We start from the raw sequence: 25,608 nt of genomic DNA, 5'->3' as shown, positions 1-25,608 counted from the left end.
ACATTCATTATACACGGAAAAAACGCGGATTGGTAGACTTTATCTTTTAAAAAATGCTGCACCACGGATTCTTTTTCCATGGTACAGCATTTCCAAAATTTCTATTCTTGATTAAATATCCAGCGCCGCATGATACCCCTGATATACGGCATTGGTGATGGTAGATACACGTCTTGCGTCTCCGATCACGCGTACAAACGGCGCGGTATTACGGAGCTGCTCTACAACGTCGGTTCTTGCTCTCTGGCCGAGGGCGCAGATGACGGTGGTTCCTTCTACGAGGTGGCGCTCCCCATTCGCATCGGTGCACCATACGCCTTCCGGGGTGATCTCCTCGGCGCGGTAACCGGTGTGGACGGCTTTGACCTGTTTTTCGATTTCTTTTAAGAGCAGCGGGCGGTGGCGGACGTTTGCATCCGGGGCGAGGGCGTCGCGCATTTCGACGAGCTGAACTTCTTTTCCTTCCATGCCAAGAGAGATCGCACACTCGCATCCGGCGAGGCCGCCGCCCATGACAACGACTTTGTCGGAAATCTTGTCGAGATTGCGGTACAGCTCATTGACAACGACAACCTGCTCTCCATCCATGCCTTTGATCGGCGGAACAAGCGGACGGGAGCCTGCGGCGATGATGAGGGCATCCGGTGCTTCTTTCTCGACGTACTCCGGTGTTACCTCGGTGTTGAAGCGGATTTCCACACCTGCATTTCTTGCGAAACGCTCGTAGGTCTCGGTCAGCGCGAACATTTCCCGTTTAAACGGCAGGGCAATTTCGCTCTTTAAGATACCGCCGAGCGCTACTTCTTTCTCGCAGAGCACCACGCTGTGGCCTCTTCTTGCTGCAGTCCATGCCGCATACAGTCCTCCAGGGCCTCCTCCTGCGATGAGGACTTTTTTCTTCACCAGAGCCGGCTGTACTTCATCGCCCTCCATCTCTCTTCCGATCAGCGGATTGACGGTGCATCGTCTCGTGCCGGTTGCCGCACGCTCTGCCATACAGGTGAAGCACCGCAGGCAGTGCACGATATCTTCGGAACGGTTTTCCATGACTTTGCGCGGCAGGAATGGATCTGCGAGAAGGGCTCTTGCCATGTAAACAACATCGGCTTTTCCGGATGCGATGATCTCTTCCATCTGCGCCGGATCATTCAGACCGCCGATCGTTGCGACCGGAATGGAAACGTGTTTTTTGATCTCGGCTGCGAGGTAAACGTTGCATCCGTGGTCTTTGAACATCGACGGATGCGTATCGCCGAAGCCTCTCTGATACGTTCCGGCGGAAACGTGAAGCAGATCGATGCGGGACTCCAATGTCTGTGCGATGCGGACACCTTCTTCCAGATCATAGCCGCCCTCGAACAGCTCGGAACCGCTGAAACGGAACTCGATCGGGAACATCGGGCCGACAGCGGCGCGGACGGCATCGAGTACCTGACAGGCAAAGCGGCAGCGGTTTTCCAGGCTTCCGCCGTACTCATCGGTTCTGTGGTTGAAATACGGGGAGAGGAACTGGTTGATCAGCCAGCCGTGGCCGCCGTGGATCATGATCATCTCGAAACCGGCGCGTTTGGCAAGGCCTGCTACCGTTCCGTATGCCTGTACGATCTCATCAATCTGCTCTTTCGACAGTGCGCGGACCGGTACGCCGTCCGGGCGTGTCGTGTCGGACGGGCCCCACTGGCACATTTCGTGCTGTCTCGTTTTATCGGTCATGTAAGTTCCGGCATACATACCGGAATGGGACAGCTCCAGGCTCGGCACAGCGCCGTGGCGGGAAATTGCATCGGCAGCGTACGTTGCAGATGCCAGGGAATTTAAGACTGCGGTATCCAGATGATACGCATGGGAACCATCGGTTACCGGGTGTACCATGCACTCGCTGACGGTGACAGCTGCTGCTCCGCCCTTTGCGCGAAGCTCATAGAATGCTGCGGACTTCGGTCCGATACATCCGTCGTTCGTGATATCAGTTCCGCCCATCGGTGCGGAAAACATGCGGTGCGGGAAGGTCTTTCCTGCAATGGTAATCGGGCTGCAAAGGTGTGGGTAATCGTATTTCATTTTTGCTTCCTCCTCTTTTTTAAATCTGTAAAATACCCCATTTTTTTTTATTCAAACAGCATCCCCGGAAGGAAATGCAGTTTTTTGCCAATCGTTCTGGCAATGAATCCGACCAGAAGGGCTGCTACGATGGTTCCCTCGCGGACACCGTTCAGCTCACGCGCCAGGAAGAACGAAGCGGCAGCGGCAATGACGGCCATCGAAACATCGAATGCGATTTTCGTCACACCGAACTCCGTTTCCCATCTGGCAACAACCGCGCGGACAAAGGATTCGCCCGGCAGCATGACAACATCAGCGAGCACTTCCATGTAAACACCGACGCCGAGGATCAGACATCCGATCAGAAGATAAGCAACTTTTGCCGCATACATCTGCGGATTCAGTGCGTTTAACAGAATCATACTGAAATCAATGAAAAATCCAAAGGCAATGGATACCGGGATCTGAAGAAGGGATTCCGGTTTGAAATTCTTTCCGAGAATCACAATCTGGAGAACGATCAGCAGGATGCTGAAGATGATCGTAAAGTTTCCGAGAGATAATGCAAAGTTAAGACTTAATACGTAAGGGATCGAAGAGATCGGAGACGTTCCGAGATTTGCTTTGGTGATGAGTGCAACCCCGAGGGAGTTTACAAACAGTCCCGCAAGAAAAATCAGGTAACGTTTCAGAAGGTCTTTTTTGTTGTTTGTCATAGGTGCAGTTCAAATCCTTTCCTCATAATTGTAATTCTTTGTTATCTTATCACCAACCGCAAAACATGTCAACTTTTACATGTTTTATTTTACTTATTTTTTCTGTGGATTTTCCGGTGAAGCTGTGCTATACTCAAAAACACAAAAGCAAAACGGTTTTGAAAAATTATTTGGATAAAGGAGTTTCATGCGAATGGGAACTTTGAAATATGCGATTCTCGGACTTTTGAACCGAAATGAAATGACAGGCTATGAACTGTCGAAAGAATTTGAGACAACCTTATTTGAATTCTGGAATGCAAAGCACAGCCAGATTTATCCGGAACTGAAATCACTGAACGCCGAGGGGCTGATCCAGTATCGGGTGGAAATCACGGGAAATGTGCTGGAGAAGAAGGTCTATACGATCACCGATGAAGGACGGCGCGATTTTTCGGAATGGGAAGAAACGCTCTGCCCGATCCAGACGGCATCCAAGGATGAATCCCGCCTGCGGCTCTTCTTCCTCGACGGCGCTTCGCCGGATTTTCAGCAGCGTTTTCTTGCCGACCAGCTTTCCCAGCATCAGAAGCATCTGGAACATCTGCTGGAAAACCAGAAAAAGTTTGATGAAATCCCTCCCACAGATGACCGCGCGTTTTCGGATTATCTCGTCCTGCGCGGCGCGGTGTACCGGGAAGAAGCTGCACTGCAGTGGATTCAGGAATGCATCAAACTTGGTGAGCAGCGGTCTGCGGAATTAAAAAAATAATTAAAAAATGCAGAGAACCTGTTTTTTCGGTTCTCTGCATTTTTTATAAACGTATTTATACTTATTTCTCCATTGCCTTTTTGATCGCTCCAAGCAGCTCCTCATACGTCTCATACGCCGGGATCTGCGGATAGTCGGCTTTGATCTTATCGGTCGAGCGGAACAGGAATCCTGCCTTGCTTGCCTGAATCATGCCGAGGTCATTATAGGAATCGCCGCTTGCGATCGTTTCGAATCCGATAGACTGCAGTGCTTTGACCGTGGTGAGCTTCGACTGCTCGACTCTCATCTTAAAGCCGGTGATCTCTCCGTCGTCTGCGACTTCCAGGGAGTTGCAGAACAGGGTCGGATAGCCGAGTTTTTTCATCAGCGGTGCGGCAAACTCCGTGAAGGTGTCGCTGATCAGGATCACCTGGGAGAAGGTGCGCAGCTCGTCGAGGAACTCTCTTGCGCCCGGCAGTGGATCAATCTTCTCAATCGTAGCCTGAATCTCTTTCAGTCCCAGGCCGTGCTCTTTTAAGATTCCAAGTCTCCATCTCATCAGTTTATCGTAATCCGGTTCGTCGCGTGTCGTTTTTTTGAGTTCCGGGATTCCGCTTGCCTCTGCAAACGCGATCCAGATCTCCGGTACCAGTACTCCTTCTACGTCCAGGCATGTAATATACATTGTTATAATCCCCTTTCCTGCGCTGCCCGCCTTGTTTGCCGACGGGGTTTTGTTTTTTTTCACAGCATCACTTTACCACACTATATCATAGAATCCATATCACTGCAAATTAAAATCACGTTTTATTTTTTTATACGTATATATCTCTCTAAAATTACATTCTTTTTACAAAATCGTTGTTTTTTACAAATTCATATATTTATTTATATGTTTTTTGACTATTGATTTATTTTTCATATATTTATATAATAATTACAATCATTTTTATTAATTTTCTATTTTATCATCCATATTAACGAACGAATTTACTTTTCAGATAGTGCACTAATCTAAGGATAAATAAAAAACTAAAACCATCCAACAATACTTATGAAAGGAGACCACTCATCATGAAAAAATTAAAAACATGTCTTGCATTTTTTATTTGTTGTATTCTGTCCTTAAATATGGTAATTTGCAATGTAAAGGCAGATAATAATGTTGTTCTATCTAACAAAGCATATCTATTAAAAACCGGAATGCCACAAAAGGAAATAGAAAAGCTGGATGATGACGTCATGCAGTTCATTGTGGATGACTTAAAAAGTGGAGGTAAACATTTTGAATATATTAATTCAAATATCGAAAATCAAATATCGATACTCAGTAGCGAAACTTTAACCGGTATTTCCTTTACTGCATCAGCTTTTAAAAATGCATCAACCATTTATATCTATCCAACATACGAGTTTACTTCTAATAAACAACCTCGCGGAAAAGACAGTTTTTCTTTTCAATTAGGCGCTGCTATGAGACCGTATGAATATGGTGGAAAATTATGGTACAAAGATAATACTATGAACGATTGGAAAGTCGGTGGAACTCTTACTGCAAATAATCAGCAATTATCTGGTGCTGAATTTTCAGGGAGTCAACTAGGAACACCCGACTATGCCATGAAGCTTAAAGGTGTTACATACTGTCACGCTACTGCAGGTAATAGCAGTGATAAAAGAATTGTAATGGGATACTTATATAATCCCCAGAAAACCGGCTACAGTATCTCTTTTTCCTACAACGGTGGTGGAATTAGCTACTCTCCATCAGGAACAGCCTATACTGCATATAAAACAATGAACCTAAGTTATTAAACTTTCATTCACCACATACAAGTACATTTAATTTCTAATTACTCTTTCAAAGTAACAATTTGCCTATCCAGAAGCACAAATTTCTCTGATAGGCAAATTGTGTTTAAGGTATTTTCAAGTAATTTAAGTAAAATCATGAGCAAGTCGCCATTACTCGTAGAAAAACGGGCAGATTATGAATGTTTTAGGAATTGCAGGAACAAAAAGTACAGAACAACCATTCAAAAAAACTTTTAAATCCGGCATCAACTGAATAAAGCCATAAATAAGAGGTAACTCATTATGAAAAAAATCAAATTTTTATTTTTCACCCTGTTATTCTGTTTTTCTGTTCCAGTCAAAGCAGACACTGCATTCGAAAATGACGATACGGTATTGTGCTCTTTTTTAAAAGAAAACGTACCAGAAAATGCTTCGCCAATAGAATCCAGTTTAGAAAACGAGTATCGAAAAACTTCTTCCAAACCTATCGATTTCTATTTTTTTAAACGATCTGAAAAGACAAAAAGTTTCCAAGATCTGTATGCCGCAAATGTACTCACCTATCAGGAAAAATCAGATCGTTCTTTGTTATATCAGACAGTTTTCGATTTTCAAAATATAACCCAGGTAAGAACTGCGAAAGAAGACTTTATCCGTCTGGAGACAGATCCACTGATGTATCTTTTTGAATTAGAAAAAGCAGAATTGTGGACTCGGAACAGCACGGAAGAACCCTGGACGCTGGAACGGAAAATCACAACGCCTGGAAACCCAGATTTTTATCTTCCTTATAGCCAGTTTTCTTCTGATAAAAAATATTTTCGAATTCTGGCATCTTTTTCCTGGAGCCCGAGCCCTGCTGAGGAAAGCGAAGTTTCTTCGCCAGAATATCATTGCATTTATACCTCTGTGTATCCGGTATATCAGATTCCGGTGAAAGTACTCGTTTTGATATGCGGAGGCGCAGCTTTCTTCTTTCTCTACCGGAGACACAAAAAAAATCATATCTCCCAAAAAGATGTTCCGTAAGCTGCGCCTTTTCAACATGTTTTCGTCACTGTTCAGAGCCAACTTCCAAAATGCTACGCATCTCATCGGTGTGGCTTTATCTGCTTTTCATCGCATCCCGAATCCGCTCCAGTGCCTCGGTCAGGGTTGCGCGCGGGCAGGCGATGTTGATCCGCTGGAAGCCGCGACCGCAGTCTCCGAAGATCTTGCCGCTGTCGAGCCACAGCTTCGCCTTGTTGATGATCAGGTCTTCCAGTTCGTCGACAGAAAGCCCCGTCTCGCGGAAATCGAGCCATACGAGATATGTTCCCTCCAGGTCGATCATCTTCACGCCCGGAATCTGCTCCTCCACATACTGCCTTGTAAATTCTGCATTTGCCTTCACATAGGAAAGCATTGCCTCATACCACTCCTCGCCCTTATTATATGCCGTCTCGCATGCCACCAGACCCATCACACCAAGCTGGCTCGTTCCGGCTGCATCGAGCTGTTTCCGGAATTTCGCACGGAGTTCCGGGTTGGCGATAAAGATGTTTGACATCATCATACTTGCCAGATTGAATGTCTTACTCGGCGCGGTGCAGGTGATCGTGATGTCCTCGTACTCTTTTTTGATCGCAGCAAACACCTGATGCTCGCCCTTAAAAATGAAATCTCCATGGATCTCATCACTTACAACGGTCACGCCGTACTGCACGCAGAGATCGCCGATCGCCGTCAGCTCCTCTTTCGTCCAGACTCTTCCGACCGGGTTGTGCGGATTGCAGAGGAAAAAGAGCTTCACGTTTTCAGCTTTCAGCTTCTCCTCGAAATCCGCCACATCCATGTGATAGCGGTTATCATTGCCGAGCACCAGCGTGCTGCTGACAACTCTTCTGCCGTTATCCGCAATGACTTCCGAAAATGGATAGTAAACCGGTGACTGGATCAGCACGGCATCCCCAGGCGCGGTGTAAGCTTTGACTGCCATCGCAAGTGCAAATACAACGCCCGGCGTTTTGATCAGCCATTCTTCTTTCGGCTCCCAGTTGTGATGGCGTTTCATCCATCCCGCAACGGCCTCAAAATACGGAGTCTGCGCATCGCTGTAGCCGTAAATGCCCATTTTCGCACGCTCTACCAGCGCATCCTCGATGTAGGAGGATGTCTCAAAGTCCATGTCCGCCACCCACAGCGGCAGCACGTCGGCTGGCATACCGCGTTTTACTGCGAAGTCATATTTTAAACAGTCTGTATTTTTTCGGTTGATGATTCTGTCAAAATCAAGATTTCTTTCCGTCATTTTTCTCTTCCTCAATTTCTGCAAAAACCTTCTCAAGCTCGCCGATCAGGTCCTCGATATTTTCAATTCCAACAGAGAAGCGAAGGGTGCTCTCCGTAATTCCGTTCCGCTCACGGATTTCCTTCGGCACATCGGCATGTGTCTGCGTCGTCGGATACGTAACGAGTGTCTCCACGCCGCCGAGGCTCTCTGCGAAACGGATCATTCTTACCTTTTCCAGAATGGCAAGGGCAAACTCTTTGCTCTCGAGCTGGATTGTCAGCATGGCACCGAAGCCTCTTGCCTGTTTTTTCATAATCTCATGGCCCGGGTGATCCGGCAGTCCCGGATAAATCACTCTTGTGACTGCTTTCTGCTGCTGCAGCCATGCGGCAATCTGTTCTGCATTCTCCTGGGAGCGTTCCATGCGGATGCCAAGCGTCTTCATGCCGCGCAGTACCAGCCAGCAGTCAAACGGAGCAAGGCCTGCACCTGTTGTCTTGATCAGGAAACGCAGTTTTTCCTGAATATCTTCGCGGTTCGTCACGATAAAGCCTGCCAGTGTATCGTTGTGGCCACTCAGGTATTTCGTGCCGCTGTGAATCACAACGTCCGCACCGAGATCGAGCGGATTCTGAAAATACGGGGACATAAAGGTGTTGTCCACAATCAGAATCAGGTTGTGGCGTTTTGCAATATCCGCCATCTTTCGGATGTCGGTTACGTTCATCATCGGGTTCGTCGGAGTTTCGATGTAGATTGCTTTTGTATTTTCTTTCACATAACTCTCCACGTCATCACGGCAGCAGTCGATGCTGGAAAACTCGACGCCGTTTTTCTCGTTGACGTTGTGGAACAGACGAATGCTTCCGCCGTACAGATCGGAATCCGCAATGATGTGGTCGCCCTGGCGGAACATTTCCATCAGAAGAGAGATCGCTGCCATGCCGGAGCTTAATGCAAACGCATCAATTCCGTTTTCCAGTGCAGCCACCATCTTCTCCAAATGCTCTCTGGTCGGGTTCTGCAGTCTGCTGTAATCAAATCCGGTGCTCTGTCCTACGCCCGGATGCGCATACGTTGCGGTCTGATAAATCGGGTAGCTGAGTGCGCCGTAGTGGCTACACTGTCCTTCGTCTTCTTCTAAATGGATACATTTTGTGTCAATTCCTCTTGCCATATGAATAATCTCCTGTTATTTCGTAATTTTTCTTTCTATACTAATCTGATAGGTTTTGTAACGTAACCTATCATAACAGAAAATGCGGCGTTTGTATATTCCCTTTTTTCTTTGACTTGTTATAAGTTTTTCCTATAACTATCGTAAAAAAACGCCGCCAGAAGATTTTTTCTCCCGGCGGCCGCCTCTTGCATCCATATTTTAAATAAGTTCCGCACAGATCGGATAATGATCAGAAAGGCACACACCGTCCTTCTGCTCCGTCCATTTTTCCACCTTTTTCAGTTCCCAGTCCCCTTTGAGAATGATGTAGTCAATCGAGCACTGCGGATCATTCGGATCATCGCGATGATAGTTGTGGAAGGTAATGCCGATTCCTTCCGTCGCATTCACAAGACCGGCAGTTTCCCTCAGCGGTTTCATCTCTTCGCTGTCCGGCTCGGCATTGAAGTCGCCGCTAAGAATCACCGGCACATCGGCAAATGCTTTCTCTGCTCTCAGATGTGCGAGAATCTGCTCCAGGCCAAGCTTTCTCGCCCCGGCGCACTCGTGATCCAGATGGGTGTTGATGACGCGGAACACTTTTCCGGTCTCCATATCCTCAAATACCACATCCGTCGCAGTACGCGGGCACATACTCTGTACCGGATAGCGGGATCCCGGCACGTACGGTGTCGGTGACAGCCAGAAGGTTTCCAGGCTCACACTCTGAAAACGTTCTTTCCGATAGGCAATGATCATTGCCTCACCGGTCAGATCCTTTTCTCTTCCACATCCGGCAATGTAATATTCCGTCAGATTTTCCTTCAGCCAGGCAGCCACATGCGGCAGTACCTCCTGAAAACCGATGATATCCGGCTTTTCCTGTCTGATTTTTTCCAGAATCAGCGGTCTGCGGTAGATAAAATTATTGGCTCCATCCTGGCCAAAATCACAGCGAATATTAAATGTTACAAATTTCATGGTAAAATCCCTCTTTTCATTTGTTTTCCTAACCCTTATTTTTGCTGGAAAGCGCTGTGCTTTCTCTTCTTTTTCTTCGTATTCACACGGCGCAGACACGCATAGCGCAGCTTCAGCCGCATTTTCCAGCTGCAGCCCGGTACCGGCTCCATCAGCTTTTCCAGAAAATGGTTCAGCGTACGTTCCTCATAAGGAGACAGCAGAATCTCACCGTAGATATGTTTCTCGATCAGATGGCAGACACGCGTATATTCGCCTGGCTCGACCGCCGGAAATCTGCGGGCGAGTTCTGCATCGGTTGCTGCTGTTTCTTTGCCGCCTGTCCAAGGCAGATGATCCGCGCCGCCTCCGCCGCAATCACAAGCAGCGTCAGCAGAATCAGAAGCACGCCAAGCAGCCCGAGAAGAAACAGCGAAACACTGCGCAGTACCGGAAGAACGGCTTCGCCTGCCTTGCTCTTTCGGTTTTCCACACCGGTAATCTGCTCCGCCGACAGCGAATTGTTCTCCAGCACCACATTCTTCTGGACAGAATCTGGACTTCCGACCATTTTCTGAAGAGATGCAACATTATACAGGAACAGTTTGTTTTTTAGGTATTTTCTTTCACTTGTTTTTCTGTTGCTCCTTCCTCCATTTTTTGCTCTGCCTTAACTTCTAAAGACCATCCCAGAAAAACGCAAGTATTTTTAGTATTCCAGATACGCCCCTTTCATCGGGCTTGCTGCGTGGAGGCTGAAAAGACGGAGTACGCCTTTTTTGTATTTCGGCTCGCGCGGTTTCCAGTTCCGGCGGCGTTCTTTTAAGATCGCATCAATTTCTTCCATGGACTTGCGTTCTCCTGCGATTCCGATGATGTTAAGTTTTCGTTCCTTCACATCAATCTCAATCAAATCCCCTTCCTCGACGAGTGCGATCGGGCCGCCGTCTACAGCTTCGGGACTGCAGTGGCCGATGACCGGGCCGGTGGAGGCGCCGGAGAAACGGCCGTCGGTGATAAGCGCGATGCTCTTTCCAAGCTCTTTGTCGCTGCTGATTGCCTCGGAAGTATAGAACATCTCCGGCATACCGCTGCCTTTCGGGCCTTCGTAGCGGATGAAGACGGCGTCGCCTTTCTGAACCTTATGTTTCAGCACGGCATCGAGGCACTCCTCCTCGCTGTCGAACGGTCGGGCACGGAGGACGGCGTGGAACATTTCTTTCGGGCAGGCCGTGTGCTTGATGACGGCTCCCTCCGGCGCAAGGTTTCCGCGCAGAACAGCGATGCTGCCGTCCGTTCCGATCGCCTTGTCATACGGGCGGATAATATCTTCTTTTGTAATCGAAGTTCCATACCGCTCATTAAATTTTGCGAGCCATCCGCTGCACTTCTCATAAAATCCATTTTCACGAAGCTCCGCCAGATTTTCACCCAGTGTCTTTCCGGTCACTGTCATCACATCGAGATGCAGATGATCTTTGATTTCTTCCATAATCGCCGGAACGCCGCCCGCATAATAGAAGCACTCTGCCGGCCATCTTCCCGCCGGGCGGACATCGAGCAGATACCGCGCGTTGCGGTGCAGACGATCGAATGTGTCGCCGGTAATCTCGATGCCGAACTCATGCGCAATGGCCGGGATGTGCAGCAGGCAGTTTGTGCTTCCCGAAATTGCCGCGTGGACAAGAATCGCATTCTCAAAACTCTCTTTCGTCACAAGATCGCTTGGCCGCATATGCTCCATCTGTGCCAGTTTTACCGCCTGGCTGCCTGCCTCCTGTGCATATGCCAGAAGATCCGGGCTTGTCGCCGGCATCAGAGCGCTTCCAGGCAGGGCGAGGCCGAGTGCCTCCGCCATGATCTGCATCGTGGATGCCGTTCCGATAAACGAACAGGCACCGCAGCTCGGGCAGGCATTGCATTTCGCCCAGTCGAGCTTCTCCTCGTCGATCTCACCGCGCTCAAATTTTGCGCTGTACATGCCAAGCTGCTCCAGTGTCAGCATCTCCGGTCCCGCATTCATCGTTCCGCCCGGCACAACAACCGCCGGAATATCGACACGCGCAAGGCCGATCAGATTGCCCGGCATACCCTTGTCGCAGCTCGACAGATAGACGCCGCCGTCAAACGGTGTCGCATTCGCGTGGATCTCGATCATATTGGCGATCATCTCGCGGCTCGCAAGACTGTAGTTGATGCCGTCCGTTCCCTGGCTCTCGCCGTCACAGATGTCGGTGCAGAAATACCGCGCCCCGAAGCCCCCCGCTTCCGCAACGCCTTTCCGCACTTCCTCGACCAGCAGATTTAAGTGGCCGCTTCCCGGGTGGCTGTCCCCGTACGTACTCTCCACCATAATCTGCGGTTTTTCAAGATCCTCTTTTTTCCATCCTGTTCCAATCCGGAGCGGATCCATCTCCGGTGCAAGTTTCCGCATTTCCTGACTCTTCAGCATTTCCTTCTCCTCCCGCTGTTTTTTAGGTATTAAAAATACTCTTTCTGCTTTTCACTATAGCAATCCCTGTATTTGATTGCAAGACAAAAAAGCTGCAGTCTGCAGGGATTCCCCACAGACCGCAGCCTCTCTGAACAGCTCACAGATTTCTCTGTTTTCTGTTTGCCTGCTTCCGCAGATAATTTCCAATGCTTGTAAAACTAAGCAGCGTCACAATCAGAAAAACACCCGGGATCAGAATGATCCACCATGCCTTTGTCATCAACGCTTTTTCCGAAAGTGACAGCATGCTGCCCCAGGAAATCACCTCCAGCGGAAGACCGATTCCCATAAAACTCAGTGTGGATTCTGCTACAATCGCACTTCGGATGTTCATAACCACCATAAACATAATAGACGAAAAAAAGTTCGGTGCCAGATGGTGCCATAAAATATAGAAAAAACTGCCTCCCATACAGCGCGACGCAATCACGTATTCACTGTTCCGGATCTGCCGTACTTCGGTCCGCACAACCTTTGCAATGCTTGTCCAGCTTGTCATTCCGATCACGGCAGAAATCGTAATCACATTGGATTTTCCCGCAGCAGCCAGAAGAAAAATGACAAGAAGAAGATTCGGCACCGACAAAAAGATCTCGGTCAGCCGCATCAGAAGCGCGTCCAGCCACGCCGGTGCACATCCGCTGACTGCGCCGAAGAGAACGGCAATCACAGTGGAAATCAGCGTAGAAAGCAGACCGATCGCCAGCGATATTCTGCCGCCGTACCAGATCATCGAGAAAATATCTCTTCCCATCGTATCGGTTCCAAACAGAAATTCCCGGCACGGCATGACGGAACAGTTTTTCAGATCCATATACGAGGGATCCTTCGTCATGATCTGCCCACAGAAAAGGCAGCTCAGCACAAGAAGACCCAGAAAAAGCTCTGCTGCCACCGGCCGGTCCTGATACCATTTTTTCTTTTTTTCTGCTTCTGTTTTTTCTGCAGGCCTCTCTCCTGCAAATTGAAATAATTGTGTTTTTTCTGTCACAGCATCATTACCTCCGATGTTTCTGCCGCTTCTTTCTCCCGCATCCGCGGATCAATTCTCTCGTTGATGATCTGTGCCGCCATATTGCACAGAATCACAACGATTCCGGACATCAGGCAAAGCAGCATCAGAAGATTGTAATCTTTGTACCGTGCGCTCTCATACGCCAGCGTTCCGATACCGGGATACGAGAAAACCGTTTCTACAATATAGGTTCCCCCCAGCACATGCGGAACAGAAATGGCCATGATGCCAAGATACGACGGAATCGTATTCCGCAGGCAATGCCGGAACAGAACCGTCTTTCGTTTCAGCCCCTTGGCTCTTGCCAGAAGCACATATTCTTCCCGCACTTCATCCAGAATTTTATTGCGGATCATGTATGCGTAATACCACAAATGACTCAGCACTACGACCGTCATCGGCAGGATCAGATGACAGACACGGTCGGAAAAATCTGCCTGTTTTCCAACAGAGTAGGCACCGGAACTCGGCAGCCATTTGAGCTGCATGGAAAAAACAAGAATCAGAAGCAGCGACAGCCAGAATTCCGGAATACATCCCGTGATGGTTCCCACCTTACAGATGATGCGGTCCAGCCAAGTATCTTCCTTCCATGCACAGAAAATTCCAAGAAGCAGCGCGAGGGTGAAAATCAGCAGAAATCCAATGCCGCCAAGCACCAGCGTATTTCCAATTCTTCCCTCGATCACGCGCGTTACATCCATTTTATATTTGTACGAAATTCCGAAATCCCCATGCAGCGCATTGCCTGCCCAGCGGATATACTGTACGGAAATGGGATCCTTCAGTCCCAATTTTTCTTCGGCCCACGCTCTTTCTTCGGGCGTCATTTTTTCCACGCGGTCTCCGTAATATGATACCAGCGGATCTCCCGGCGCAAGCCTTGAAATATAAAATACGAGCACAGACAGCAGTAGAACACTTGCCAGAAATGCCGCTGCTTTTTTTCCATAGTAAAGCACTCTGTTCCGGCTTTTCATCCTGCATCGCCTCCCTCCATCAGCACAAAATGATCTTTTTCCACTTCCCGCAGTGTTCCCGTCCGGGGAAATTCTGTATTGGAAAAATCCGGTACAGCTCTCGCTCTTTCCCTTCGCGGATCCGGAATCGGAATGGCCGCGATCAGTGCTTTCGTATATGGATGCAGCGGATTTTCAAACACGGCTCGCGCCGGGCCGGTCTCCACCAGTTTTCCATGGTACATCACACCTACTCTGTCACACAGAAATTCGACCATATCCAGATCATGCGCAATAAACAGGAACGAAAAACCGTGCTCCTTCTGCAGATGACGGAACAGATTCACAATCTGTGCCTGTATCGACGCGTCCAGCGATGCAATCGGTTCATCCGCCACCAGAAGCTCCGGCTCCATCGTCAGTGCCCGTGCAATCGCAACGCGCTGCCGCTGTCCGCCGGACAATTCTCCCGGATATTTTTTCAGATATTCCGGATCCAGCCCCACGTATTTCATCTGGAATCTGGCTTCCTCCTCATAGCTTCCCCGCAGCGGCCGGATTTTCTGCACGCGCATCGGCTCCTCAATAATGTCGCGGACCTTCATCTTCTGATTCAGACTGGAACCGGAATCCTGAAAAATCATCTGGCGTGTCGTCTGCAGCATTTTTTTATTTTTCCGGAACTGGCCTCTGTCGCAGGTATCAATCCCTTTATAATAAATCTGGCCGGCATATGGCTGATAAATATTCATCACACAGCGTGCAGCGGTAGATTTTCCGGAACCGGATTCTCCTACCAGTCCAAAAATTTCTCCTCTTCGAATCTGAAACGATACATCATCGACTGCCTTGACTGCTGTTTTCCGGGACAGTGGAAAAATATGGGTCAGATGACGCACATCCAGCAAAATCTCATGTTCCATCTGTGTTTCCTCCTATCGGCGGCACAACCTTCGGTGCTCTCTCATCCAGCAGCCATGTTGCCGCATAATGGCTGTCTGTGACCCGGAACATCGGCGGCTCCTCCTCAAAATCAATTTCCAGCGCATAAGCATTGCGGCTGGCAAAGGCATCGCCCTTTGGCGGATGGAGAAGAGACGGCGGCATTCCCGGGATAGACGGCAGGCTTTCTTTTCCCCTCGAAAACGCCGGTATGGAACGCAGCAGTCCCCACGTATACGGATGACGGGGATCATAGAAAATCTCATCCACGGTTCCAATCTCTACTATTTTTCCCGCATACATGACCGCTACCCGGTCTGCGATCCGCGCTACAACGCCAAGGTCATGTGTGACAAAGACCGTCGCCGTTCCCAGTTTTTTCTGAATTTCCCGAAGCAGGTCCAGAATCTGTGCCTGAATCGTCACATCCAGCGCTGTCGTCGGCTCATCAGCAAACAGAATTTCCGGATTGCCCGCCAGCGCAATCGCCAGTACGACCCGCTGCCGCATTCCGCCGGAAAAGTGATACGGATATGCCTTTTTCCGCTCTTCTGCCTGCTCGATTCCCACCAGCTGCATCAGTTCTGTCACTCTCTGTTCCACTTCTTCTTTTCCCATGTCTTTCTGATGCGCCCGCACTGCCTCTGCAATCTGCGCTCCGACTGTCATCGTCGGATTTAAGGAAGTCATCGGATTCTGGAAAACCATCGAGAACAGTTTTCCCCGCAGTTCCCGCATTCTTCTCTCCCCGTATCCTGCAATTTCTTCTCCATTGACCAGAATTTTTCCGTTTTTGATCTTTGCATTCTCCGGCAGCAGCTTCATAATGCTTTTGCAGAGCACACTTTTTCCGCAGCCTGACTCGCCTACAACAGCGAGCACCTCACCTGCATTCAGGGAAAAGCTGACATCGCGGACCGCCTGTACTTCCCCCTCATCCGTAAAAAAGCTGACGGAAAGATGTTCCACTTTTAATCGTTCCTTCATTCCGTTTTTCTCCTGTACAGACAAAAAGGAGGTAACCATACCTCCTTCGTCTGCTTTTTTGTTTTTATTCTTCGATTGTCCAGTCCTGAATATTCCAGAAAATACCAACGCCGTGGTGGCCCAGCACCGTGTCTTTGGAAATTCCCTGAATACCGGAATCTGCCACATAATTTGCATCAATATAACAGATGAATGCATAGGCCGGATCTTCTGCCAGTTCTTCCTGGAATTTTCCGTAATATTCTTTCCGCACTTCCGGATCGTCACTCTGGCGGGCAAGAGACAGATACTCATCTACTTTTTCATTGGAATAGCTCGAATAATTCGCCCCTTTGTCCGTGCCGAAAACCTTATATGTATGATCGTCCGCATCGAACGGGCTTCCCCAGCCGATCAGACAGGCCATCTGTCCGCCCCAGTCCATCTGTGCCGGAATTTCTACGGTACAGTTGATTCCGGTTTCCCGGAGCTGCTGTGCTGCTGCCTGGGCAATATCAATGCGGTCCTGCTCACCGGACATCACGCTGATGACAAAACCGATTTCTTCGCCGTCCCGCTCATAGAAACCATCGCTGTTTCTGGTGCATCCGGCCGCTTCCAGAATTTCCTGTGCTTTTTCCGGATTGTAATCATAGTGTTCTACATTTTCGTTATTATAAATGTTACGCTGCAGAGGACTGTATGCCGGCATTCCCTCGCCAAGAAGTACAGAATCAATGATCGCCTGACGGTCAATAGAATAGCATACCGCCGGAATGATGTCTCTGTTTTTCGTCCAGTAATCATTTGCAAAGTTAAATAAAATTCCGCGGTAATCTGCCGTTGTCATATCGTAGCAGGTAAAACCGTCTTTTTCTTTGAAATTCTGTGCATTTTTCGGGTCAAGCAGCGCCAGATCCAGTTCGCCGGATTCCAGCTGCATTGCCTGTGCATTATCATCCGGTACAATTTTGAAAATGACCTTGTCAATCTTTGGTGCACCGAGGTAATAATTTTCATTTTTTGTCAGAACGATCGACTGGCCTTCATCCCAGCTTTCCAGCTTGTACGGACCTGTTCCGACCGGTGCTCGGAAGAAATCCGACTCCTGCATATTTTCACCTTCCAGCAGGTGCTTCGGCAGGATGGCCATCGTCATGTATTCCAGGAAAGCCACGTTCGGCTCGGAAAGGCGGAAGGAAACGGTGCTGTCATCTATAACTGTAATCTCTTCTACATCCTCATAATTTGGTGCATTTTCAGATCCGTTTTCCGGATCCATGATCGCTTCGATGGTGAATTTCACATCATCCGCCGTAAATTTTTCTCCATCATGCCATTGGATGCCATCCCGGATATGAAAGGTGTAGGTGCAGGTTTCTGCATCGTACTCCCATTTTTCTGCCAGACCCGGAACAATGTTGTCATCCGCATCGTGTGCGGTCAGTCCGTTGAACAGCAGTAGATTAATTTCACCGTGCTCATCCATCGCCGGATTAATCCTGGTATAATCAGCAGAACCGTAAACCAGGGTCGTCTCTTCCTCCCCTGTCTGGCCGGAAGAAGCTTCCGTCTCTGTTTTCGACAAATCTGTACTGTTGCTGTTTTTCCCTCTGTCCTGACCGCATGCCGCAAGGGATGCTGCAAGAGACACCATCAGCATCAAAGATAATATTTTCTTTTTCATCCTTTTCCTCCCATTTTCAGACCGTTTTTACCCGGACTGACCGCTTTTTTGCTTTGTACTCCCATGATCTGCGCGCCTGATCCATGTACTGTTCGTTCATTATATTTGATATTTCAGGCTCTCACAAGCCGGGTGGGGGGATATTTTTTTCTTTTCTTGTAAAGTTAATCGTCTCATGCAGAGGGAGTTGCCCGTTTCTTTTTTGTTATCCTATTTTCTTTACCCTATCACATCCGTAACCGCATTCACCGCTTTCGCCACAAAGCTGATCGTCTTTTCATTGAACACTTCCCCGTCTTTTGAGATCGAAACGTGTGCGAGTCCGATCTCATCTTTCTCGCTCGCTTCGGTGCTGCCCATGAGGGTTGTCCATTTGATATGGACATCGTCGGCAGTGATGGCGTGGTCGCATATTACGATGTACTGTGCTTCATCGAACAGCGGCGAATTGGATTCCGCATAGACGATGATGTCGTTGTTTTTTTCCTGATAGACGCGCACGGTATAATTTACCAGGTCTTTTTCATCCGTAATATAGTCCTTGTTCGGCGATACGGTTTCTTCGCAGATCAGGCTTGCATCTTTTGGAATGGTATTCTTCTCTTTCGTTTTGGTCATCCCGATCATCAGCATACAGTTGCAGAGCGCTGCGATCAGAACTGCAAGCAGCAGGATTTTTATTCTATGTTTCATTGTTTTCTCTTCCTTTTCCCATGTCATAGTTTGTCACTGATGTTTCATTTCCATTATACATGATTCCCCCAAAATAAAAAACGTTAAAATACGTCCGTCCCCATAAAAGCTTTTTTGAAAAAATTTCTCAAAGAAAAAGTTTTCCATTTTGTTCCAAATATGTTATGCTATACTATCCGTTAGGCAATTCTAACTTGATGCACTCTCGCAATAAAGGAGGTCCTGCATGCCTTTAAATTTAACCGTTTTCAATCAGTTTTACGTCATCAATAAAATCTGCGGCCAGGAAAAGCAGCGTCATTATCTGGAGTCGCTGGGGTTTGTTCCCGGGGCCAGGATTTCGATTCTAAAGAAAAAATTTTTACGCTTCTCAATAACAGAAGCGAAGAAAAACAGTACGCCTTTCTGATGACGGATGTCGACAATTTTCATCTGCTCAACGATTACTGGGGTTATGAGACGGGTACGAACATTCTGAATTTCATCCTGAAAAAGCTGGAACTCTTTCCGCAGACACTCTTTGTGAACCGCTATCACTCCGATATCTTTGTCGGCATTATCGATATCACCTGGCAGGATCCGGCCGTGGTGCGGGAAAAGATTTCCGCCTATCACAAGCAGGCGATCCGCTTCTTCCACGATCGGAATATCCGCATTTCCATGGACGATTTCGGATCGGGGTATTCTTCTTTGAATTCGCTGAAGGATATTCTTTTTGATGAAGTCAAGATCGACAAACATTTCCTCTCGGCGGGCCTTTCCGAAAAAGGAAAAATTTGAAGAGCTGATCGCTTGACAAAGTCCGAATTCTATACTATGGTTATCTTGCCCGGTAGTTACTACCGATTCAATTCTGTTATCAACTTTGTTGGGAGGTATGCATGATGTATTCCATGAAAGAAGCCTGCGTTCAGACAGGCATGTCGTATGAAACCCTGAAATTTTACTGCAAAGAAGGCCTCGTCCCGAACGTAAAACGCGACAGCCACAATTACCGCGTTTTCGACGACCGCGACATCAAATGGATCCAGAGCCTCGGCTGCCTGAAGCGCTGCGGCATGACGCTGGCGGAAATGAAAGAATATCTCGCCTACTGCCTCGAAGGTCCATCCTCCATTCCGGAGCGTAAAGAAATTCTCGCGGTAAAAAAAGAAGCGCTGCTCGCATCGATGGAAAAACTGCAGAAAGCCATCGATTATATCGACTGGAAACAGAATTTTTACGATGATGTCCTGTCGGGAAAAATCGAATATCACAGCAATCTGATTTCCGATGAAGAGATTGCACAGAAGGCACAGTAGTCCTTCCTATCCTATGCAAAAAACGGCGCCGATCTTTTTACAGATCAGTGCCGTTTTCTCATTTTTTCTCTTCTTTCCTCCACCGTCTCCATGCGTCGTCTGCGGAGCTGTTCATTTACTTCGGCTGCGGTCCGCATACTCTGTCCGAAATCGACGATGTGCCACAGGATTTTTGCTCCCAGAATAAAGGATCCGTAGATGGCTGCATCCAGCGGGCCGTACCAGAAATGCCAGTAATGTGCCAGCGGCAGCAATGTGATTTCCAGCAGGCAGGTATGCAACTCTGTTGAATTTATCTCGTCAATCATGTCATCATCTCGTCACGTAAGTGACGTGATTAATTTTCTCGAATATTATATGTTTTTCCGTCTCAGATCCGATCCAGCACTTCCCCAATATCCCCTTTAATGCACACCGCTCTGTCACGGATCAGATCCGGGACACGCATATCGCTGGTGTTGATGCAGACATAAAGATTATCTTTATCTTCTGCTGTCATGCTGAAAAATGGATATTTGATGATTCCCGGCGTGTTGTATCCCACGCCGAGTTCCAGATACAGGATATGGCCTCTGTTGTGACGAAGCAGGAAATCGATGCGTCGGCTGGATGCCTCATGCCAGCCTTTATCTTCCACAAACGTGTCATCCGCGCGCAGATTCATGCTCATCGGTTTTCCGCAGTGTGGGCAGTACGGCACCAGTTCTGATGGGATCCGCATGCTCAGGTTTCCGTTCTCCGGCGGAACAAGGCTTCCGTCTTCCAGGATCTGATACCCCTGGGCAAGCAGCATCTTTCGAATGATTTCTTCATTGTCATACTTTTCCTTGCAGCACGGCTCAGAGCACTGAAACAGGCCGTAATCTCCCTGCGTGTAAAACAAACGGTTTTTATCAAATCCGGCTTTCTGGAAGCAGTGGTCTACATTTGTGGTGATGACAAAATAGCTCTTATTTTTCATCAGGCTGAGCAGTTTCTGGTAAACCGGTTTTGGCGCGTCCTGATAACGGTTGATGTAAATGTATCTGCTCCAGTACGCCCAGTATTCTTCCAGCGTATCGTAAGGGTAGAAGCCGCCAGAATACATATCGTGGAAACCGTATTTCTGTTCAAAATCTGCAAAATATTTCCGGAACCGCTCACCGCTGTAGGTAAATCCGGCCGATGTCGAAAGCCCAGCCCCGGCTCCTATTAAAATCGTGTTTTTTTCCTGCAGTGCGGTGCGAAAACGCTCCATCTTTTTTTCAAATTCTCTTTCTTTCCAACTTTCAAACATCACAAATTCACCTCTTCTTTTCTTTCTGCTTTTGTTCCCCATTCTTCAGCGATTACTTTTCTCCCAGCAGCTCCTCATAAATCTCCCGGTCGCGGTCCTTGAACACGTTGAAAATGACCTTCTCCACGCTCGTCTCTTTCTGCGCCAGAAACTCTTTCACCGTCGCAACGGCAATCTCCGCTGCTTTCTCGTTCGGAAAATGAAATTCTCCAGTGGAAATGCAGCAGAACGCCACGCTTTTCAGTCCGTTCTCCGCCGCAAGTGACAGGCACGACCGATAGCAGTCCGCCAGCTGCCGGCAGTGTGTTTCCGTCAGATGGCCGCCCACAATCGGTCCAACCGTGTGGAGCACATAGCGGCACGGCAGATTATACGCCGGCGTGATTTTCGCCTGCCCCGTCGGCTCCGCATGGCCCTGCGCTTCCATCATCTCCTCGCAGTACAGCCGAAGCTGCACACCCGCAAACGTATGGATGCAGTTGTCAATGCACCGGTGATTCGGCACGTAACAGCCAGTCATCCCGCTGTTCGCCGCATTCACAATCGCATCGCACCGGAGCGCGGTGATATCGCCCTGCCAGAGATACAGCCCCTGCTGCACCGGCGTAAGGTCGTCGACATTCGTCACGCCCTTTTTTGCCGTCTCCTCCTGCAGATACGCATCCTGAATGTTCAGAAATTCTGCACTGCTCTTTTTCACCATGCGCACATTCATCAGCCCCCGCAGAAGCTGTCTCTGCCCGGTGCTGTCAGACGGAATCTGCATTCCGCGGTACTCCCGGCTCTCTTCCAGCAATGACTGGATCAGAAAATTTCTTCGTTCACTCTGGTTCATGTTATTCCCTCATTTCCATCGTTTCTATAGACTTTATCTTATCACTATTCCCATAAAATCTGTAGCTAAAATAAGGGGACTACTGCCCTCTTTTGCGAATCGTTCCTCTCGGACACGTCTCCGCGCATCGGCCGCAGTGCAGGCACTGGTGCTGGTCGATGACGGCCGGGATGCGGCTGATGTCGAAGTATTCTCCCTCGGCCTCGTACACGCGGAACACCTCAAGTGCCGCGCGTGTATCGCCGGGATAAATTTTCTGCATGTATGGATTTTTTCCGAAAATTTCATCCAGCTTTTCACTGTGGATGTTCTGGATTCTGCCGCGGAGAGAGACTGCTTTTTTATCTTTCGTCGCAGAAATTGCCACATAGCCCTGCTCCATGAGCTGTGCATAAAAGGCTTTTCCTTTTGCCGTCAGAAAATACACTCCTTTCTTGTCCCACAGCATCATATTGATCACACGGGTCTGTGGATGACCGTCTGCACCGATCGTTGCCATCGTGGTTGAGTGCATCTCCTCTACTAACATCTTCAGATAATCATTTCTCTCCATAGCGGCAGATTCCTTTCTCTTTTTACTTCAAATTCATAGCGACAGATTAAAACTCGTACGGCGGGTTTCCGGAAAAGTCTGCGATTACACCGTGTGCATTGTTCAGATAGAATACCTCGAAAATCGGGTTGTCAGCGGTTTGGTACTGGCCTTTTACAATCGGATTTCCCATGCACATTTCTTTTGCAGCCATGTTGTTTTCAAATACAGCTTTTCCGTTCAGACGGATCCATGCATAGGATGGGCTGGAAGTGGAAATTTCAATTTCCGGATTTGCCAGCATATCTTTATAAACATCTTTTGTGTTGTTGGTACAAAACCACAGTTTTCCTTCCATTTCGCCAATAAACATAAACGGACGGCATTTTGCTTTTCCATCGCGTCCTACAGTTGCTAAATACTGTACCGGGTTTTCTTTTAAGAATTCTACTACTTTACTCATGATGATGTCCTCCATTTTCGTTTTTTGATTTTGTTTTTGAGCTTGTTTCTTATGATTTGGTTTCGGCCTTTTTCGAATGCGCTCCAGACCTTTTTTCGCGAAAGGATTGCTTTTTTCTTTCGATGGCTTTATAATAAGCCCAAAGCGTCTTAACATAAAGTAAGCACAATATTGTGCTGTAGTTACCAAAAGGAAACTATTGTGTAAATACAAGGTTTTCCGTGCTTACTTTTACAAGAAAATCTTTATGAAATGGAGGTTTTTTATGTCAGTTTCTGAAAAAAACGCAATATCTTTAGCCGATCTCCCGGCCTGCCCGGTAGAGACTACCTTAACCTTAATCAGTGATAAATGGAAAGTCCTGATTCTCCGTGATCTGATGCCGGGCACCAAACGTTTTGGCGAATTAAAAAAATCCATCGGTCACGTTTCCCAGAAGGTTCTGACGAGCCAGCTCCGTCAGATGGAACAGAGCGGGCTCGTCAGCCGTAAAGTTTATGCAGAAGTTCCACCGCGGGTAGAATATACCCTCACCGACCTGGGCTACAGCCTACAGCCAATCATGGATGCCATGTGGAGCTGGGGAGAAAATTATAAGAAAAAACTCTCCGCCGAAGAATCCGAAACTGCCTGATATTCGTTTGTTTTTTGCAAAAAAAATGTCTCAAAACCAGTCTTTTGTTTTGAGACATTTTTATTTTTTATTTTTCCCGGAAGTTCGGACTGTTTTCTTTCAGCACCACTGTTTCCCAGCTTCCGATTGTTCCATCATACTGTCCGTTCCACACCGGATACTGTTCGACCGGAAGTTTGATTTCCACGGCATTCCGATTAAAGTTCTGCACGAACACATACCGGATTCCGTTCTTTTCGCGCGTTGTAACCTCCACGCCATCCGGAATCTCTTTCACCACCGATATGACACCTGCTTCTTCTGCCAGTTTCCTGCAGAGCTCATCGTACAGACCCTGTTCAAAATCGGCACAGATCTGATATGCTTTTCCTGCGCCATACTGGTTTTCTGTCAGTGCAGGCATTCCTGCATAAAAATCTTTTCCATAAGTCATCAGCACTTCTGCTGCCGATGGTTTCACCAGTTCACAGAGATTGCTGCACCGGTACGTCCGGGTCAGATGCAGACGGTTTTGCGGGACCGGAACTCCTTCGTTCCATTCCCCATCGTACAGGCCGTCAATCTCCATGCTCCGAAGTCCCATTACATCCAGCAGTCCGTGCGGCGTTCCGCCAAGGAAACAAAGATCCGTCTCATCTACAATTCCGGACCAGTACGTTGCCAGGAAAGTGCCGCCTCCGGCCACAAACTGCCGTACTTTTTCCGCCCATCCTTCCCGCTGCAGATAAACCACAGGCGCTGCCACGATCTGATAGTCCGAAAGGCCCTGCGTTTCATCGATGACATCAACATCCAGGCCGAGTCTGCGGAAGGCGCGGTATGATTTTTCCACGGTTTCTTTGTAAAACAGGCCCTGATTCCGTGGCCCTGCCGCATCTTCCAGTGCCCACCGGTTTTCGGTGTCATAAATCACAGCCACTTTCGGACTGCAGATGGCACCGGAAAGTTCCTGCATCTGCGCCAGGGTTTCTCCTACCTTTGTCACTTCCCGGAATACACGGGTGTCATCTCCTCCATAATGGTCTATCACCGCTCCATGAAACTTTTCGGAAGCCCCACGGCTCTGGCGCATCTGGAAATACAGGACACTGTCCGATCCGTGCGCCACGGCCTGCATGGATGCGGCGTGCAGCATGCCCGGCTTTTTCAGTTTGCTGACCGGCTGCCAGTTTGTTGCGGACGGACAGCTCTCCATCAGATAAAACGGCTTTTTCTGGATACTGCGCATGATATCATGCTGCATCGCCGTATCTGCTGCCGTAACTGCTTCCGCTTCTTTGTGCCAGGTCGGATAATTGTCCCAGGAAACAAAATCAACAATGTCGGCAAACTTGTGATAATCCAGTCCCTTGAAATCATACATCATATTGATGGTCGTAGGCTGTTTGGCACCGGCATCCCGCAGCGCGCTGATCTCCCATTTCACAAAATCGGCTGTCTGATCTGTTACAAATCGTTTCCAGTCCAGATTCAGTCCGTGCAGCGATGCGTCTCCTTTTGGCGACGGACTCTCCACCTGATCAAAACTCTGGTATGTATGACTCCAGAACGCCGTGTTCCATGCATGGTTTAAGGCCTGTAAACTGCCATATTTTTGTTTTACCCAGTTCCGAAATGCCTCCTGGCAGAGCGGACAATGGCACTCTCCGCCTAGTTCATTCGAAATATGCCATGCAATGACACCTGGATGATCCCTGAACGCTTCTGCCAGTTTTGTATTGATCTTTCTCGTTTTTTCCCGGTACACCGGCGAGGTATAGCAATGGTTATGACGCTCTCCGTACAGATTTCTCTGCCGCATCGCATCCATGCGGAGTACTTCCGGATATTTCTGTGCCATCCAGCGCGGTCTTGCCGCTGTCGGTGTAGCCATCATGACAGAAATTCCATTTTCATACAGGCGGTCTACCATTTTTTTGAGCCATTCCAGATCAAACACGCCTTCTTCCGGCTCCAGGAATGCCCAGGAAAAGATGCCGAGGGAAACTTCATTTATTTTCGCTTTTTTGAAATACGCAAGATCCTGTTCCAGAATTTCCGGATATTCCAGCCATTGTTCCGGATTGTAATCTCCGCCATGCAGAAGTTTTCCAAAATTTATATTCTGTCTCATGAAAATCTCCTTTTATTC

At 48.3% G+C, this 25,608-nt stretch carries 27 protein-coding genes; 7 read left to right on the top strand and 20 right to left on the bottom strand.

Going from position 1 to position 25,608, the window contains the following annotated elements; translation table 11 throughout:
• Window positions 1–111 precede the first annotated feature (111 nt).
• Entirely contained in the window at window positions 112–2,061 is a 1,950-nt protein-coding gene (locus DXB83_RS04520; RefSeq protein WP_118697310.1) for an oxidoreductase, read from the bottom strand.
• 47 nt (window positions 2,062–2,108) lie between these two features.
• Window positions 2,109–2,759 carry a YczE/YyaS/YitT family protein gene (locus DXB83_RS04515; protein ID WP_118601265.1) on the bottom strand — a complete coding sequence of 217 codons (651 nt, stop codon included), beginning with the start codon at window positions 2,757–2,759 and terminating at the stop codon, window positions 2,109–2,111.
• 193 nt (window positions 2,760–2,952) lie between these two features.
• Between DXB83_RS04515 and DXB83_RS04510 the strand changes: the two genes are divergently transcribed.
• A complete protein-coding gene (locus DXB83_RS04510) occupies window positions 2,953–3,510 on the top strand; it encodes a PadR family transcriptional regulator (protein ID WP_118601266.1) in 558 nt (185 codons plus the stop codon).
• A gap of 61 nt (window positions 3,511–3,571) precedes the next feature.
• Here the strand turns inward: DXB83_RS04510 and thrH are convergent, their stop codons facing one another.
• Window positions 3,572–4,177 (bottom strand): bifunctional phosphoserine phosphatase/homoserine phosphotransferase ThrH, encoded by a 606-nt coding sequence (thrH, locus tag DXB83_RS04505; RefSeq protein ID WP_118601267.1) that lies wholly within the window; start codon window positions 4,175–4,177, stop codon window positions 3,572–3,574.
• 389 nt (window positions 4,178–4,566) lie between these two features.
• Here thrH and DXB83_RS04500 point away from each other — a divergent pair, with 389 nt between their 5' ends.
• The gene (locus DXB83_RS04500; protein ID WP_022462533.1) at window positions 4,567–5,307 is read left to right on the top strand and encodes a hypothetical protein; all 741 of its coding nucleotides are present in this window, start codon (window positions 4,567–4,569) and stop codon (window positions 5,305–5,307) included.
• A 282-nt stretch (window positions 5,308–5,589) separates the two neighbouring features.
• A complete protein-coding gene (locus DXB83_RS04495; RefSeq protein WP_022462534.1) occupies window positions 5,590–6,318 on the top strand; it encodes a hypothetical protein in 729 nt (242 codons plus the stop codon).
• A gap of 76 nt (window positions 6,319–6,394) precedes the next feature.
• Here the strand turns inward: DXB83_RS04495 and DXB83_RS04490 are convergent, their stop codons facing one another.
• The 11 genes from DXB83_RS04490 to DXB83_RS04440 form a co-directional block, all read right to left on the bottom strand.
• Window positions 6,395–7,579, bottom strand: coding sequence for a MalY/PatB family protein (locus DXB83_RS04490; RefSeq protein ID WP_022462535.1), 1,185 nt, complete (start codon window positions 7,577–7,579; stop codon window positions 6,395–6,397).
• Entirely contained in the window at window positions 7,560–8,738 is a 1,179-nt protein-coding gene (locus DXB83_RS04485; RefSeq protein WP_022462536.1) for a trans-sulfuration enzyme family protein, read from the bottom strand. The genes DXB83_RS04490 and DXB83_RS04485 overlap by 20 nt, the downstream gene beginning before the upstream one ends.
• A gap of 201 nt (window positions 8,739–8,939) precedes the next feature.
• Window positions 8,940–9,701 (bottom strand): endonuclease/exonuclease/phosphatase family protein, encoded by a 762-nt coding sequence (locus DXB83_RS04480; RefSeq protein ID WP_022462537.1) that lies wholly within the window; start codon window positions 9,699–9,701, stop codon window positions 8,940–8,942.
• A 229-nt stretch (window positions 9,702–9,930) separates the two neighbouring features.
• A complete protein-coding gene (locus tag DXB83_RS04475) occupies window positions 9,931–10,215 on the bottom strand; it encodes a hypothetical protein (protein ID WP_147342031.1) in 285 nt (94 codons plus the stop codon).
• Window positions 10,216–10,389: 174 nt separating this feature from the next.
• Window positions 10,390–12,132, bottom strand: coding sequence for a dihydroxy-acid dehydratase (gene ilvD, locus DXB83_RS04470; RefSeq protein WP_055227858.1), 1,743 nt, complete (start codon window positions 12,130–12,132; stop codon window positions 10,390–10,392).
• A gap of 139 nt (window positions 12,133–12,271) precedes the next feature.
• Window positions 12,272–13,165, bottom strand: coding sequence for an ABC transporter permease (locus DXB83_RS04465; RefSeq protein ID WP_055227859.1), 894 nt, complete (start codon window positions 13,163–13,165; stop codon window positions 12,272–12,274).
• A complete protein-coding gene (locus DXB83_RS04460; RefSeq protein WP_118697309.1) occupies window positions 13,162–14,169 on the bottom strand; it encodes an ABC transporter permease in 1,008 nt (335 codons plus the stop codon). The genes DXB83_RS04465 and DXB83_RS04460 overlap by 4 nt, the downstream gene beginning before the upstream one ends.
• On the bottom strand, window positions 14,166–15,071 hold the full coding sequence (locus DXB83_RS04455) for an ATP-binding cassette domain-containing protein (protein ID WP_118601275.1): 906 nt from the start codon (window positions 15,069–15,071) through the stop codon (window positions 14,166–14,168). The genes DXB83_RS04460 and DXB83_RS04455 overlap by 4 nt, the downstream gene beginning before the upstream one ends.
• Window positions 15,061–16,077 carry an ABC transporter ATP-binding protein gene (locus tag DXB83_RS04450; protein ID WP_117805028.1) on the bottom strand — a complete coding sequence of 339 codons (1,017 nt, stop codon included), beginning with the start codon at window positions 16,075–16,077 and terminating at the stop codon, window positions 15,061–15,063. The genes DXB83_RS04455 and DXB83_RS04450 overlap by 11 nt, the downstream gene beginning before the upstream one ends.
• 64 nt (window positions 16,078–16,141) lie before the next feature.
• The gene (locus DXB83_RS04445; protein WP_199695873.1) at window positions 16,142–17,743 is read right to left on the bottom strand and encodes an ABC transporter substrate-binding protein; all 1,602 of its coding nucleotides are present in this window, start codon (window positions 17,741–17,743) and stop codon (window positions 16,142–16,144) included.
• 219 nt (window positions 17,744–17,962) lie between these two features.
• Window positions 17,963–18,436: a hypothetical protein gene (locus DXB83_RS04440; RefSeq protein ID WP_117510953.1), complete on the bottom strand. Its 474-nt coding sequence runs from the start codon at window positions 18,434–18,436 to the stop codon at window positions 17,963–17,965.
• A gap of 226 nt (window positions 18,437–18,662) precedes the next feature.
• On the opposite strand from DXB83_RS04440, the gene DXB83_RS17245 reads away from it, so the two are divergent.
• The 3 genes from DXB83_RS17245 (at window position 18,663) to DXB83_RS04425 (ending at window position 19,737) form a co-directional block, all read left to right on the top strand.
• Window positions 18,663–18,845, top strand: a complete 183-nt coding sequence (locus DXB83_RS17245; RefSeq protein WP_118697308.1) for a FeoA family protein — start codon at window positions 18,663–18,665, stop codon at window positions 18,843–18,845.
• Window positions 18,794–19,216: an EAL domain-containing protein gene (locus tag DXB83_RS04430; protein WP_279220880.1), complete on the top strand. Its 423-nt coding sequence runs from the start codon at window positions 18,794–18,796 to the stop codon at window positions 19,214–19,216. Before DXB83_RS17245 ends, DXB83_RS04430 begins: the two co-directional genes overlap by 52 nt.
• A gap of 101 nt (window positions 19,217–19,317) precedes the next feature.
• Complete coding sequence (locus DXB83_RS04425) at window positions 19,318–19,737, top strand: MerR family transcriptional regulator (protein ID WP_330421837.1); 420 nt, start codon at window positions 19,318–19,320, stop codon at window positions 19,735–19,737.
• Between the two features lie 44 nt (window positions 19,738–19,781).
• On the opposite strand, the gene DXB83_RS04420 is transcribed toward DXB83_RS04425, so the two are convergent.
• The 5 genes from DXB83_RS04420 to DXB83_RS04400 form a co-directional block, all read right to left on the bottom strand.
• Entirely contained in the window at window positions 19,782–20,045 is a 264-nt protein-coding gene (locus tag DXB83_RS04420) for a hypothetical protein (protein WP_118697306.1), read from the bottom strand.
• Between the two features lie 62 nt (window positions 20,046–20,107).
• The gene (locus tag DXB83_RS04415; protein WP_226906349.1) at window positions 20,108–21,013 is read right to left on the bottom strand and encodes an SIR2 family NAD-dependent protein deacylase; all 906 of its coding nucleotides are present in this window, start codon (window positions 21,011–21,013) and stop codon (window positions 20,108–20,110) included.
• A 52-nt stretch (window positions 21,014–21,065) separates the two neighbouring features.
• On the bottom strand, window positions 21,066–21,848 hold the full coding sequence (locus tag DXB83_RS04410; RefSeq protein WP_118601282.1) for a protein-ADP-ribose hydrolase: 783 nt from the start codon (window positions 21,846–21,848) through the stop codon (window positions 21,066–21,068).
• A 79-nt stretch (window positions 21,849–21,927) separates the two neighbouring features.
• Entirely contained in the window at window positions 21,928–22,401 is a 474-nt protein-coding gene (locus tag DXB83_RS04405; protein ID WP_118697305.1) for a pyridoxamine 5'-phosphate oxidase family protein, read from the bottom strand.
• Between the two features lie 46 nt (window positions 22,402–22,447).
• Window positions 22,448–22,843 (bottom strand): pyridoxamine 5'-phosphate oxidase family protein, encoded by a 396-nt coding sequence (locus tag DXB83_RS04400; RefSeq protein WP_117801882.1) that lies wholly within the window; start codon window positions 22,841–22,843, stop codon window positions 22,448–22,450.
• 265 nt (window positions 22,844–23,108) lie between these two features.
• Here DXB83_RS04400 and DXB83_RS04395 point away from each other — a divergent pair, with 265 nt between their 5' ends.
• Window positions 23,109–23,477: a winged helix-turn-helix transcriptional regulator gene (locus tag DXB83_RS04395; RefSeq protein WP_117801881.1), complete on the top strand. Its 369-nt coding sequence runs from the start codon at window positions 23,109–23,111 to the stop codon at window positions 23,475–23,477.
• Window positions 23,478–23,544: 67 nt separating this feature from the next.
• Here DXB83_RS04395 and DXB83_RS04390 read toward each other — a convergent pair whose 3' ends face one another.
• On the bottom strand, window positions 23,545–25,590 hold the full coding sequence (locus DXB83_RS04390) for a beta-galactosidase (protein WP_118697304.1): 2,046 nt from the start codon (window positions 25,588–25,590) through the stop codon (window positions 23,545–23,547).
• Window positions 25,591–25,608: the final 18 nt, after the last annotated feature.

Source organism: Blautia sp. OM06-15AC (genome assembly GCF_003481425.1).
Lineage (GTDB): Bacteria > Bacillota > Clostridia > Lachnospirales > Lachnospiraceae > Fusicatenibacter > Fusicatenibacter saccharivorans.
The sequence above is the reverse complement of the archived record's forward strand: the minus strand, read 5'-3'. Positions and strand labels throughout refer to the sequence as shown.

Bases quoted from the DNA above. Each gene is read 5' to 3' on its own strand.
- DXB83_RS04520 (WP_118697310.1), bottom strand. From the start codon at position 2,061: ATGAAATACGATTACCCACACCTTTGCAGCCCGATTACCATTGCAGGA.
- DXB83_RS04515 (WP_118601265.1), bottom strand. From the start codon at position 2,759: ATGACAAACAACAAAAAAGACCTTCTGAAACGTTACCTGATTTTTCTT.
- DXB83_RS04510 (WP_118601266.1), top strand. From the start codon at position 2,953: ATGGGAACTTTGAAATATGCGATTCTCGGACTTTTGAACCGAAATGAA.
- thrH (WP_118601267.1), bottom strand. From the start codon at position 4,177: ATGTATATTACATGCCTGGACGTAGAAGGAGTACTGGTACCGGAGATC.
- DXB83_RS04500 (WP_022462533.1), top strand. From the start codon at position 4,567: ATGAAAAAATTAAAAACATGTCTTGCATTTTTTATTTGTTGTATTCTG.
- DXB83_RS04495 (WP_022462534.1), top strand. From the start codon at position 5,590: ATGAAAAAAATCAAATTTTTATTTTTCACCCTGTTATTCTGTTTTTCT.
- DXB83_RS04490 (WP_022462535.1), bottom strand. From the start codon at position 7,579: ATGACGGAAAGAAATCTTGATTTTGACAGAATCATCAACCGAAAAAAT.
- DXB83_RS04485 (WP_022462536.1), bottom strand. From the start codon at position 8,738: ATGGCAAGAGGAATTGACACAAAATGTATCCATTTAGAAGAAGACGAA.
- DXB83_RS04480 (WP_022462537.1), bottom strand. From the start codon at position 9,701: ATGAAATTTGTAACATTTAATATTCGCTGTGATTTTGGCCAGGATGGA.
- ilvD (WP_055227858.1), bottom strand. From the start codon at position 12,132: ATGCTGAAGAGTCAGGAAATGCGGAAACTTGCACCGGAGATGGATCCG.
- DXB83_RS04460 (WP_118697309.1), bottom strand. From the start codon at position 14,169: ATGAAAAGCCGGAACAGAGTGCTTTACTATGGAAAAAAAGCAGCGGCA.
- DXB83_RS04455 (WP_118601275.1), bottom strand. From the start codon at position 15,071: ATGGAACATGAGATTTTGCTGGATGTGCGTCATCTGACCCATATTTTT.
- DXB83_RS04450 (WP_117805028.1), bottom strand. From the start codon at position 16,077: ATGAAGGAACGATTAAAAGTGGAACATCTTTCCGTCAGCTTTTTTACG.
- DXB83_RS04445 (WP_199695873.1), bottom strand. From the start codon at position 17,743: ATGAAAAAGAAAATATTATCTTTGATGCTGATGGTGTCTCTTGCAGCA.
- DXB83_RS04440 (WP_117510953.1), bottom strand. From the start codon at position 18,436: ATGAAACATAGAATAAAAATCCTGCTGCTTGCAGTTCTGATCGCAGCG.
- DXB83_RS17245 (WP_118697308.1), top strand. From the start codon at position 18,663: ATGCCTTTAAATTTAACCGTTTTCAATCAGTTTTACGTCATCAATAAA.
- DXB83_RS04425 (WP_330421837.1), top strand. From the start codon at position 19,318: ATGATGTATTCCATGAAAGAAGCCTGCGTTCAGACAGGCATGTCGTAT.
- DXB83_RS04420 (WP_118697306.1), bottom strand. From the start codon at position 20,045: ATGATTGACGAGATAAATTCAACAGAGTTGCATACCTGCCTGCTGGAA.
- DXB83_RS04415 (WP_226906349.1), bottom strand. From the start codon at position 21,013: ATGTTTGAAAGTTGGAAAGAAAGAGAATTTGAAAAAAAGATGGAGCGT.
- DXB83_RS04410 (WP_118601282.1), bottom strand. From the start codon at position 21,848: ATGAACCAGAGTGAACGAAGAAATTTTCTGATCCAGTCATTGCTGGAA.
- DXB83_RS04405 (WP_118697305.1), bottom strand. From the start codon at position 22,401: ATGGAGAGAAATGATTATCTGAAGATGTTAGTAGAGGAGATGCACTCA.
- DXB83_RS04400 (WP_117801882.1), bottom strand. From the start codon at position 22,843: ATGAGTAAAGTAGTAGAATTCTTAAAAGAAAACCCGGTACAGTATTTA.
- DXB83_RS04395 (WP_117801881.1), top strand. From the start codon at position 23,109: ATGTCAGTTTCTGAAAAAAACGCAATATCTTTAGCCGATCTCCCGGCC.
- DXB83_RS04390 (WP_118697304.1), bottom strand. From the start codon at position 25,590: ATGAGACAGAATATAAATTTTGGAAAACTTCTGCATGGCGGAGATTAC.